The following is an 11,408-nucleotide window of genomic DNA, read 5'->3' on the forward strand; positions in this document are numbered from 1 at the left end:
GCCGCAAGGTCTTCGGCTGCCCCACCGACGGGCTCGGCGCCATCAGAGTGGAGGGCATGCGGGTCGCGGTGCCCCTCGACATGGAGGACGTGGCGCCCCCGGAGACGGGCAGCCTGTCGGACCCCGGGCTCGGAACCCCGGAGCGCGGGCGGGCGATGCTCGAGTACGCGGTGGAGGCGTGCGCGAGGTTCCTGCGGTGGTTTCGGGGGATCGATCCCTATCTGGGCACCGGAGGATCCCTCCCCGAGCACGCCGGGGGACCCCGCCCGTAGGCGCCGCCTCGACGGGTGGGATGGTCAAGATTCGCGTGCATGTCGTCGCCAACGCCCGGCGGGCGAGCGTGGAGCCGCTCGAGGACGGCGGGCTCCGCGTCGCCGTGACCGCCGCGCCGCACAAAGGGCAGGCCAACCAGGCCGTGATCGAGGCCTTGGCTGAGTATTTCCGGGTCCCGCGCTCACGAGTGCGCATCCTCCTGGGACGCACGGCTCGGCGGAAGGTCGTGGAGATCGAAGGGGGGAGCGGGTGATGGCGAAGCATCGCGGCGAAGGGTGGTGGCGAACGGTGACGTCGCCCAGAACCTGCTTTCCGCCGGCGCGTCACCGGCTCCCGATTATCGCAGCTGTGCCTGCAGCGTACTGACCATAGACGTCTACCGCGGCGCGTTACATCTCGGCGCGTACGTTGTGCGTCTCTCAGGCGGTGAGCTTACGCAGGGCCCCTTCCGATCAACGACCGACACGATAATACTCTGATCCGACCCCAGGCCCAAGTTCTGTTTGGCGTCATCGCGTCCGAAGGTCTGCGACCATCCTTCCGCAGGACGCTCGCAAACTTACACCGATCAATAACCAGCGACATCGAGGACAGCCTTCGCAAACGCCTGCGGAGCCTCCTGAGGCACATTGTGACCGATGCCGTTAAAGATTCGGTGCGAATATTTGCCCGAGAATTTCTTCCGATAGGGTGAGCCGTCCGCGGCCGGCCCATCGAAATCACTAGCGATAGTGATCGTCGGTACGGTGATAACGGGGCCCTTGAAAAGTTTCTGTTCCAGATCGTCGTATCGTGGCTCGCCTTTCGCCAGGCTCAGCCGCCAGCGGTAATTGTGGATGACGATCGCGACGTGATCCGGGTTGTTGAAGGAAGCTGCCGTGCGCTCGAATGTAGCATCATCGAAGTCCCATTTCGGCGATACGTTCTTCCAGATCAGCTTGTTAAAATCGTGCCGGTATTCATTGTAGCCGAGCTTGCCGCGTTCTGTGGAAAAATAATACTGGTACCACCATCCCAATTCAGCTTTTGGCGGCAACGGCTGCAAGTTCGCTTTAAGACTAGTAATCAGATAGCCGCTCACGGAGACGAGCGCCCTGCAGCGCTCGGGCCAGAGCGCCGCCATGACGTCGGCCGTCCGCGCGCCAATATCAAAACCGGCGATGATCGCCTTCTGGAGCTTGAGCGCATCCATGAGAGCGATAACATCGAGAGCGCATGCCGATTGCTGGCCGTTGCGGAACGTTTCACTGGAAAGAAAGCGCGTCGTGCCATAGCCGCGCTGATACGGGACGATCACCCTGTAGCCCGCCGATGCCAACAAAGGGGCGGCATCGACGTAGCTGTGAATGTCGTAGGGCCACCCGTGCAGAAGGATGACCGTAGGGCCATGGGCAGGGCCAGCTTCAGCGTATCCAACGTTCAGAAGGCCGGCATCGATCTGCTTCAGTGAGCCGAACGACGTGTGCGTCCCCCGCTTAATGGGGGGCATCTTGCTGGATTGCGCATTCGCAAAGCCGATTATGCCGACCTCGGCGGCCGCGATCGTCACGGCCGTGTTGAGCAAAAAACGGCGGCGATCCTGTTTGGATTCTCCAGACATTGATCCCCCCTACCCCCCTTTTGCCGGACGTGTCCGCCTAGTTGTGGAACGGACGAGTGGATCAGCCGAACGTGAGTACAAACGCCTCCACGCCGGAATCCAGAAACTCGATCTCGAACTGTCGATCAGCGATGGGCTTCGGTTGTCGGATCAGCTGATACAGCCGCTGTTCGCTAATCGTACCGTTGCCTTGGTCATCAACGTCAATTCCGTGAGCAGCGCGCGGCGGCTGTCCATCGATGAGCACGCGAAATCGCACGGAAGTTCCTCGCGCTGCCGGCCCCATGACGAGATTAAGATCGCGGGCGTGAAAGCGGTACGCGATCCGTCCGTTTGCCTTGTTCAGCACAATGACTGGTTTCTTCACCGTCCAATCACCCGACAGGGCCCACTGATTGAGGCTCAACCGCGCGGGGACAGCATAGACGCGAGGCTTGTCTAATACTGGACTGCCGGGAGACGTGAAGTTCTCGGTGCGTTCGTAGCCGAGATAGTTTTCCGGAGACTTCAAGCTGCCCCAATCGGCGGCAACCTCAGCACCATGCGCATCGACCGAAACCAGTTCATCCCCGGTGCCGCCGATTCCGGCCTCGGCCAGCAATCGTTGAATGATCATTTCCGACTGCTCGTATTCACCCTCGCCGAATTGATGATGTCGAATATGCCCCTGCGCATCGACAAAATAGAGGGCCGGCCAATATTCGTTCTTGAAGGCACGCCATATCGCATGGTCGCTATCGATCGCGATCGGATAATCGACCCTCAAGTTCTTCGCGGCTCGACGGACGTTATCGACGTCTTTCTCAAACGCGAACTCAGGCGAGTGCACGCCGATCACGACCAATCCTTGATCCTTGTATTTCTTGGCCCACGCGCGGACATAGGGAAGTGTGCGTAGCCAATTGATGCAGGTATAGGTCCAGAACTCGACGAGGACGACTTTTCCGCGCAACCCGGCCGGGGTCAAGGGCCGCGAATTGAGCCACTCGGTCGCGCTGCGGAGAGAAGGCAACTCACCTTCAATGGGTATGGGCCTGGATTGAACCGCTGCGGGCATCAATTGGTGCACCACGCTTTTGTCCTCGGCTAAGGTCATGATTGGAGCCCCCATTGCGCCTGCGAGTATCGCGGCGAGCAAGAACTGGTAGCTGCGCCGGGTGGGCGTAGACGAAACTGCGGACATGATCAATCTCCTTCGAGGAAGAACGAGATTCGTTGTGGATGAATGTTTCGCCTCGGGTTGGTCCTGGTACCCGCGGTGCGAGGAGACCAGCAACTCAACATCTAGGCGACCATGGTCGCTCTGGGAACCGCCATTCCGGCCACTCGTCGTCTGGGCGCGGGCGGCGTCAAAATTTTTTCGGCATCGCTATTACATCTATTATTGCACTTCACCAGTAACACACTTCAGTCCATCCCTGCAAACTCAGAATCGGGCGAATTTGGTAGTAGTTTCATTGCTAATAAATCATTTCAACGCCCTATTGTACCTGGCCTTAGTTTCAAGCCTCGCTGAGCCGTGAGACGATCGAGGTCCTTCACGAAGCATGGCGGCAAGAATCCCGCGCTGGTGCTCAAGGCCATCGGACAACAGATTCACAAACAGAGGGGGCCGGGTTCGAGTTCCGTTTCCCTTTCCAGAATCTTTACGCCTTTCACCAAATTCGTGTACGCTTACATCAACCACTGAGCCTAAACTGGTAGCCAATCCCTATGGCAATAAGTAATTCGGCGGCAGCCATTGTTGCGGATTGGGGCGCCAGGGTCCGGCGATCCCGTTCCGTAGTTTTGCTTTATACTGAACGCACAAACTTTCGCTATACACGCGTTTGATTCACGCTTCGCCGCTGTCTATCACATGATCACTAGTCCGACCTTGGTTTGACCCCCAAACCGTACAGAACGGATGGGTTATGTGCAGTCCCTATATAGGCCGCGTTCACGAGGTTCCACGGTTCAATGACTGGCGGGTGGTGAGACGCACCGTCCCTCCGCCGTATTGTAATAGTTCCACGGCGGACAGGGATGGGTATCGGTCGAAGCATTGGTCTGTGCGTGTGCAGGCTGCAATACACTCATGGCGATCGTGCTGGCGGTCAACATTGCGGCGAGTAGGCGCCTTATCATCGGTATCCTCCCGATGCAAGTCACGCGCAGGCCTCCAGTGTCCCTGGAAGCATGTCATTGGGAGCGTGCATGAGTACTCATTTACCGTGATGGCAGGTCTGGACCCCCATCTTCAAGTTAGCGCTCCCTACCCTGCAAAGACAATGGCGAACATGCGGTCAGTCCTCAGTCACCGCCACGGAGCCGATCTTTACGGTCCCAGTATTCTTCGTTCTCGTATTACGATTCGGTCAAGGATCGGAACATCTGGCGGCAGGGAGAGTGAATACGGCCCCAGGCATGGCAAAGATCAGCACCGCGCCAAAGCTCGATTTGGTATCCCACTCCACTTTCTCTCAGTCCCAGGGGCGGCGACCGATCGTGGTTCCGAATCCGCTCCACCGGTCCACGTTGCGCAATTCATAATTAAGTCTAAAATATGCCGCGGCGTCGCCAGGGCTAGTGGTTTGCCCCGCCGTAGTTGCCCCTAACGCGGCGAGCCCGAGGGCGACGATCACATAGATCTTATGATTTGCCCGAGCCCGTGCGCCGGCAGTTGCCGGACGAGTTCGGGGTGGCGATCGCCACATCATTTGGCGCATTGGGCGGACGGATCTGGCGGATCGGCCTGATGGGCACTGACGCGCAGCTCAGTGCAGCCCTCGCCGGCTGAACGGGCTCGAGCACGTCCTCCAGTGCGCAGGGCCTCTCCCTCCCCCGCGGCGCGGGAGTCGAGGTGGCTCGAACGACCTACCTCTGGTGGGCTGAAGCTCCCGTCGTAGGACAGCGGTGAACGGGGTCTAGGGAAGCGCGGTTGCGGGCATATACTGGATACCCATGGGAACCGAACGCCGCAACCAGACCGCTCTCGGCCGTAAGCGCCGCAAGGAGTTCGATCGTTCAGTCCAAAAGCTCCGCGCCCTCGGGATGCCCGACTGGGCGGTCGAGTACTTCCGCCGCGCCGCGCGCGTGGCCGGCCTTCCGCCGCACATGATCGTCTGTCATGTGGCGGTGGTTGCCGCCGGACGGCAGCTCCAGGCCAGTATCGCGCAGGACCAGCAGGGCGAGAGGCCGGTGCCCTCGCAAGAACCCGCCGGCGTCCCGCCCCGGGAGGCTCCCTCATACGCGTCGGTGCGGACCCTACGGCAGCGCGTGACCAGCCTGTGGCGCGAGATCGAACGGCACGGAACCCTGACCGATGCCTCGGCGAACGACGCGAACGCGGCACACGGCGCAGAGGTCGAGGAAGGATCGGAGGGCAAGCTCGCCGGCAGACTGGCGCTCCTCAGGGCGGATGCGCCGGGTGCGGAACAGACGGCAGCGCGGGCCCGCCGCCGAAAGACCTCATCTAAAGGACATTAACGGGCCAGAGCAGGCTTCTGCCCGGAGTGTCCCCGGAGCCGGAACCCCAGCATCAACAGCAGTAGTCCGAACAGCAGCGCGTAGGTGCCGATCAGCCAGATCACCGCGAGCGCGCCGACGCCCGGACGCATCAGCAAGAGGACCCCGAAGATCACCGAGGCCACGCCGCCGAGCGCCAGCACCCACTCCCCGGAGATTTCCTTGCGAAGCCGGATCGCGGCCGCGATCTCGAAGATGCCCGTGATGAGCGCCCACCAGGCGATGAGATACAGCAGCGCCAGCGCGGTGATCCCCGGCCACATGAACGTGATGACGCCGGCCGCGATCCCCGCGATCCCCTCGAGCACGAACAGCCACCACCGCTCGTGCGCCTCCGCGGCGCGGACCGCGGCGACGAGCGCGAAGATCCCGTCCACCAGGGCGTAGGCCCCGAAGAGAATCACCAGGGCCGCGAGCGTCACGCTGGGCAGCGCAAAGGCCAACAGGCCAAACACGATCGCGAGCAGGCCCCGCAGCGCAAGCGCCCACCAGTTCCGAGCCAGAACCCCCATCATCTCCCCACCCCCTCACGACGAATGCCGTACCGGCGATCGCGGGCCCCGGTGACCTGTGGTTGATGGGTCACCGGAAACCGCAGAAGCGCGAGCAGATCCTCAATCCCTGCCAGCCGGTCGAGCTCGTCGACCAACTGCTCCACGCGCACAGCCCTCTCTAACCCGAGAACCGGATCGGCAAGGTCGTGAAACTTGCGGCGGAGCGCCGCGTCCGTGAGCGGATCGGCCGGATCGCCCTTCGCCCCGCAGATCCCCGACCGATGGACGGTCCCGTCGCGCATCAGGATCTCGACTTCGCACAGCGCCTCCGCGGGGAAGCGCCCGTCGAGCTCGGCCGAAAGCACCGGTTCCACCTTGGACGCGAGCGCCCGCACGCGCGCATCCCCGAGGCGGGCACCGGAGACCTGCTCAGGACCGACACGCCCGTCGATCAGGGCGGCCGCCACCGGCCAGGCCAGGCTGTACTGCGCTTCCTCGGTCGTCCGAGGCCATACCGGTCCCAAGTGCATTGCCGCCTCGAAGGTGTGGATGCGGATTTTCTCAACCACCTCAGGAGCGAGGCGGATTCGCTCGAGGATGCGCCGGACGCCTTCGATCGGGGGCTGTGCCCACCGGCAGCAGGCATGCGGCTTGAAGTACAGCTGCATGATCTTGTACTCGCGCCCCAGATCCGACAGGAACGCCGGGCGCAGGTCGAGCACGGTGGGGATGCCGGTGAACCCGGACCCGGCGAGCAGGGCCGCGCCGAGACCGGCCATCGCGCCCCACCCGATGCCGTCCTTGACCATCGCCGGATGCTCGACGCAGCGCATGATCGGGCTCATGGGCCCGTGGTACTCGGCGATGCCGAGCGCATGCGTCAACCGCTCCGCCGGAAGCCCGAGGACCCTGCCCGCCGCCGCCGCGGCGCCCAGCGCGCCCCACGAGCCGGACCCATGATAGTCGGCGTAGACCGCGTGCAGCGCGAGCCCCGCCCGGATCGCCACCTCGTATCCGGCGACCACCGCCGCAAGCAGTGTCGCCCCGTCTCGACCGAGGCTCTCCGCAGCCGCGAGCGCCGCCGGGAAGACGACCGCCCCGGGGTGCCCCTTGATTGGCCGGTACCCGTCGTCGATGTCGAGCGCGTTTGCAAGGCAGCCGTTGGCAAACGCGGCGCCGGCCGCGCTCGCCCGCCGGCCTGAGAGGAGGATGCTGGCCTCGTCTCCGCCCCATACCTTGGGCGCGATGTCAGAGGCAATCCCGGCGATTGGCATGCGGCTGCCGGCGATCGCCGCCCCGAGGACGTCAAGCAGCGCGATCTTCGTGCGCCGCCGGACGGCCTCCGGGACGTCCGACCAGGAAAGCGAGACGGCAAACGCCGCGAGCCGTCCCGTCGCCTCGGCCGGCGACTGATTGAGGTCGGGACCTCGCAGGTACGGATCCACGGCGGCGCCGCCTCCCGGTGCGTCGGGCGGAACGGTTACTTGGTGATGAGGTGCAGGCCCTTGAGATACTCCGCGGCCACCTCTTCGGGCGACCGCCGGTTCCCGTCGACGTCGAAGTTTAGCTTGGCCATGGTGCTGTCGTTAATTTTGCCGGCCAGCCGGTTCAGGACCTCGAGGATGATAGGGGATTTCTGGACGAGATCCGCGCGCAGCACCGGCGCGGCGTAGTATGGCGGGAAGAACTTCTGGTCGTCTTGGAGCACCGCCAGTTTGAGCTGCGGGACGCGGCCATCCGTGGAGAACCCTGAGATGATGTCGACCTGCCTCGACGCGATCGCCTGGTACACAAGGCCGGGGTCCATGGCCCGCGTGTCCTTGAAGGCCAATCCGTACTGCTTGGTGAGGCCCGGGATCCCGTCGGGGCGCGACGCGAACTCTATGGTCGACCCGAGGATGAGGTCTTTGGCGGGGGACCGGAGATCGGAGATACTCTTGATCTTCAACCGTTCCGCGTCGGACTGACGCATCATAAGCGCGTAGGTGTTGTTGAACCCCCACGGCTTCGCCCAGATCAGATGGAACTGCTCCGCGTACATCTTCTTGACGGCGTCGTAGGCGGCCTGGGGGTCCCCGATCACCGGCTGCTTGAGGATCGTCACGAGACCGGTGCCTGTGTACTCCACGTACACGTCGACGTCCCCCTTGAGGAGCGCGGCATGGACGATCGCGGTGCTGGCCAATCCCAGCTTGCGGTTGACCGGATACCCCTTCGACTCAAGAAGCTGCGCGACCATGTTCCCGACAATCAGCTGCTCGGTAAAGGACTTCGAGCCAACGCTGACGGTGGGCTTTCCCGTCCCCTGTCCGTAGACCTGAGATACCGCAGGCGCGAGCAGCATGAGCGCAAGAAGTATCACACCTGCAACGAGGCCGACCTTTCGCATCATCCCCTCCTCCCCGTTCCCCGCTCCCAACGCCCTGATCGCTTCGGGGGATCTTGTATGTTCTCCCAGGATCCCCTCCGACTCCTTTGGTGTCCAGAGGAAGGCCTCTCGCGCCGACGAAAGGGAACGCTCATGAGCAACGGAGCAGGGCTAAGAAAGCGCAGCCTGCGCGAGCGGCTGGCCGGTGGCAGCGCCGTCCTCTGCGCTGAGGGGTATCTCTTTGAGCTCGAACGGCGAGGGTACCTCCAAGCCGGCGCGTACGTGCCCGAGGTCGTGCTCGACCATCCGGACGTGGTCGCGCAGCTTCACCGGGAGTTCGTCCGCGCGGGTAGCGATGTCGTCGAAGCCTTCACCTACTACGGCCACCGCGCCAAGCTCCGATTGATCGGCAAGGAAGACAAGCTCGAGGCGCTCCAGCAGGACGCGCTCCGCGTCGCCAAGGCGGTCGCGGCGGAAGCGAACGGGGAGCCCCCTCTCGTCGCCGGCAATATCTCGAACACCACGGTGTATGCGCCGGGCGACGCCGCCGTGGCCGCGGAGGTTCGCGCGATGTTCGACGAGCAGGTCGCCTGGGCGGCCGAGGCCGGCGTGGACATGGTAATCGCCGAGACCTTTTCCTATCACGACGAGGCGATGCTCGCGCTTGACGCGATTAAGCGAGTGGGCCTGCCCGCGGTGGTCACGCTGACGATCCACCTCGAAGGGTTGCGCGACGGGATACCGCTCGAGGAGAGCGCCCGCCGGCTCGAACAGGCCGGCGCCGACGTTGTCGGGGTAAACTGCGCGCGGGGCCCGGCGACGATACTGCCGCTTCTGCGGCAGATACGCGGGGCCGTCGCGTGTCCCGTCGCCGCGCTGCCGGTCCCCTACCGGACCACTCCCGATCACCCCACGTTTCAGTCGCTCCGCGATCCGGCGTGCGATTGTCTCCCCGATGGCCGGCCGTTCCCGACGGCGCTCGACCCGTTCCTGTGCAACCGCTACGAGATGGCGGCGTTCGCCCGGGCGGCGTACGAGATGGACGTCCGCTACATCGGCGTCTGTTGCGGCGGCGCGCCGCACCACGTGCGATCGATGGCCGAAGCCCTGGGCCGCAGGCCGGAGGCCAGCCGGTACTCGCCGGACATGTCGAAGCACTACGCCTTCGGCACCGATCCCCGGCTCAAACCGCACAACCGCGACTACACGAGCAGGCTGTAACTCGGACCGAGCACGTGGCGCTCCCGTCTCAGACCAAGTACCTGATCATCGGGGCCGGCGTGCACGGCTTGAGCACCGCGTATCATCTGGCGCTGGAACTCCGGGCCCGCGGGAAGGGCGGCGGCGCCGACATCCTCGTGGTGGACAAGACGGGGATCGCCGCCGGCGCGTCCGGGATCGCCTGCGGCGTCATCCGGAACAACTATTTCCAGCCCGCGATGCGCGCGCTGATGGCCCACAGCGTCTCGGTGTGGGAGCGCGATCCGGACGCGTACAGCTACCACCCGGTCGGCTACATGCAGATCAGCCCGGAGGTCATGCACGAGGGCGTCGCATCGATCTACGCACAGCAGAGGGCGATCGGCTACCCCTCCGAGTTCATCGAGGGCGCATCCGACTGCCAGTCGTATATGCAAGGGATCTTTCACGACTGGCGGGCCAAGGGCATCACCTCGGTGCTCCACGAGAAGAAAGGGGGCTACGCCAACAACAAGGTGTCGATGCGCGGTCTGGCGCGCAAGGCACTGGCCGAAGGCGTCCGCATCGAGCCCGGGATCAGGGTCACCGGCTTTCGGGACTCCGGGGGCGCGATCGCCGCGGTCGAGACCGACCGGGGCGTCGTCCGGACCGAGTACGTCGTCGTCGGCGCCGGCCCCTGGATCAAGTCGATCTGGACGATGCTCGACCTGCCGCCCGCGATCACCGTCGTCGCAAAGGGGACGGCACATCACCACGTGCAGATGTGGCGCTACATGTGCCTGCAGGAAGGTACACTCGGCGTGGATCCGAGCTATCAAAAGACAAACGACGGCCGGATGCCGCCGGTCATCCACGTCGACACCGACGCGCCGCTCTACTCCGACGTCGACGGCTCGCTCATCACCGGCGAGCTATGGGGACTCTACTACAAGCCCGACTTCATGTTCGACGGCGTGCAGGGGGGATCCGCCCCCTACGCGGTGGAGGGTGATGACGTCAAGGTCGATCCCTACGGCCCCGCCTCCCCCGAGTTTGTGGTGGGAGACGAATTCGCGCGGATGTGGTGTTCAGCGCTGGCATTTTGCCAGAAACGCTTCGAAGGGAAGTATCCGCTCTATAAGCGGGAGCCCTCCGGCGGCCTCGGCGCGTTCACGCCGGACAACTTTCCCGTGTTCGACGTATTCCGGCAAAACTGCTACGTGATCGCCGACAGCAACCACGGCTACAAGATGATCGGGATCGGTGAGCTCGTCGCCAAAGAGATCCGCGGCGAGCCCAGCGCCATCCTCGAACCGTTCCGTTTCTCCCGCTACGCGGAAGGGAAGCTGCACCCGGTCTCAAAGAGCCCGTTTCCCTGGAGTTAGCGGGCGCCTCCGACCGAACTGATCACGCGGTCAAAGATTTCCCTCGCGCGAGCGACGCCCTGGGGCAAGGTCAGGACCGCTCCTTCCAACTCTGGGTGCGCCGCCCGCCACCGTTCGGCATGCTCTGCGCTGCAAAAGAAGTTGATCTGCGGACAGCGGGTGAGCACGGCGGGGCCGGCCTCGTGACGGCCCCGCGCAACGTGGAACAGCACCGGGGCCTCCGGATGGGAGGCAAGGATGTGCTCGCCGATCATCTGGATCGTGATGGCCTTCCCGCATGCCGCGCACTCCGACTCGATATCGACACGCCCATCCGCCATGCACGAAACGGCGAGCGCATCGACCGCGCAGTTCGCATAGATCAGCGATCTGCCGATCCGCAGACGGTGCCGGGTGGGGACCGCAGAAAGCGGATACGCGGCCATCACCATCCCGTCGGCCAGGTAGAGGGCGCCCGCCGCATGCAGGGTGGCGAGCGCCGCGCCCACAACCGTTTCCGTGAAGCCGGTCGCCGCGCTGAGCGAGGCGGGATCCACCGGCTCCCCGCGGAGCAACCGCTTGAGGACGGCGACTTGGACCTGCGCTTCCTGCTTGGTCACGCC

12 protein-coding genes are annotated in these 11,408 nt (G+C 64.0%); 6 read left to right on the plus strand and 6 right to left on the minus strand.

Translation table 11 applies throughout. The features are described 5' to 3' along the window. On the plus strand, window positions 1-272 hold a 272-nt coding region (locus VFP86_07250; GenBank protein HET8999425.1), incomplete at its 5' end, for a hypothetical protein. 20 nt (window positions 273-292) lie between these two features. Beyond that, complete coding sequence (locus tag VFP86_07255; protein HET8999426.1) at window positions 293-526, plus strand: DUF167 domain-containing protein; 234 nt, start codon at window positions 293-295, stop codon at window positions 524-526. Between the two features lie 315 nt (window positions 527-841). Here VFP86_07255 and VFP86_07260 read toward each other — a convergent pair whose 3' ends face one another. Then, window positions 842-1,873 (minus strand): alpha/beta hydrolase, encoded by a 1,032-nt coding sequence (locus VFP86_07260; GenBank protein HET8999427.1) that lies wholly within the window; start codon window positions 1,871-1,873, stop codon window positions 842-844. Between the two features lie 61 nt (window positions 1,874-1,934). Next, the gene (locus VFP86_07265) at window positions 1,935-3,056 is read right to left on the minus strand and encodes a thioredoxin family protein (GenBank protein ID HET8999428.1); all 1,122 of its coding nucleotides are present in this window, start codon (window positions 3,054-3,056) and stop codon (window positions 1,935-1,937) included. Window positions 3,057-4,511: 1,455 nt separating this feature from the next. Here VFP86_07265 and VFP86_07270 point away from each other — a divergent pair. Together VFP86_07270 and VFP86_07275 are read left to right on the plus strand one after the other, a co-directional pair. Further along, window positions 4,512-4,652, plus strand: a complete 141-nt coding sequence (locus VFP86_07270) for a hypothetical protein (protein HET8999429.1) — start codon at window positions 4,512-4,514, stop codon at window positions 4,650-4,652. A gap of 164 nt (window positions 4,653-4,816) precedes the next feature. Next, entirely contained in the window at window positions 4,817-5,341 is a 525-nt protein-coding gene (locus tag VFP86_07275) for a hypothetical protein (protein ID HET8999430.1), read from the plus strand. On the opposite strand, the gene VFP86_07280 is transcribed toward VFP86_07275, so the two are convergent. The 3 genes from VFP86_07280 to VFP86_07290 are packed head-to-tail and all read right to left on the minus strand — an operon-like array spanning window position 5,338 to window position 8,266. After that, window positions 5,338-5,892, minus strand: coding sequence for an HdeD family acid-resistance protein (locus VFP86_07280; GenBank protein HET8999431.1), 555 nt, complete (start codon window positions 5,890-5,892; stop codon window positions 5,338-5,340). The genes VFP86_07275 and VFP86_07280 overlap by 4 nt on opposite strands. Next, on the minus strand, window positions 5,892-7,319 hold the full coding sequence (locus VFP86_07285) for an MmgE/PrpD family protein (GenBank protein HET8999432.1): 1,428 nt from the start codon (window positions 7,317-7,319) through the stop codon (window positions 5,892-5,894). The genes VFP86_07280 and VFP86_07285 overlap by 1 nt, the downstream gene beginning before the upstream one ends. Before the next feature lie 35 nt (window positions 7,320-7,354). Continuing rightward, window positions 7,355-8,266 (minus strand): glycine betaine ABC transporter substrate-binding protein, encoded by a 912-nt coding sequence (locus VFP86_07290; GenBank protein ID HET8999433.1) that lies wholly within the window; start codon window positions 8,264-8,266, stop codon window positions 7,355-7,357. A gap of 129 nt (window positions 8,267-8,395) precedes the next feature. On the opposite strand from VFP86_07290, the gene VFP86_07295 reads away from it, so the two are divergent. Beyond that, on the plus strand, window positions 8,396-9,463 hold the full coding sequence (locus tag VFP86_07295) for a homocysteine S-methyltransferase family protein (protein ID HET8999434.1): 1,068 nt from the start codon (window positions 8,396-8,398) through the stop codon (window positions 9,461-9,463). 14 nt (window positions 9,464-9,477) lie between these two features. Beyond that, window positions 9,478-10,806: an FAD-binding oxidoreductase gene (locus VFP86_07300; protein HET8999435.1), complete on the plus strand. Its 1,329-nt coding sequence runs from the start codon at window positions 9,478-9,480 to the stop codon at window positions 10,804-10,806. Here VFP86_07300 and VFP86_07305 read toward each other — a convergent pair. After that, on the minus strand, window positions 10,803-11,408 hold a 606-nt coding region (locus VFP86_07305), incomplete at its 5' end, for an alkylmercury lyase family protein (GenBank protein HET8999436.1). The genes VFP86_07300 and VFP86_07305 overlap by 4 nt on opposite strands.

It is taken from the genome of bacterium (assembly GCA_035703895.1).
Taxonomy (GTDB): Bacteria; Sysuimicrobiota; Sysuimicrobiia; order Sysuimicrobiales; family Segetimicrobiaceae; genus Segetimicrobium.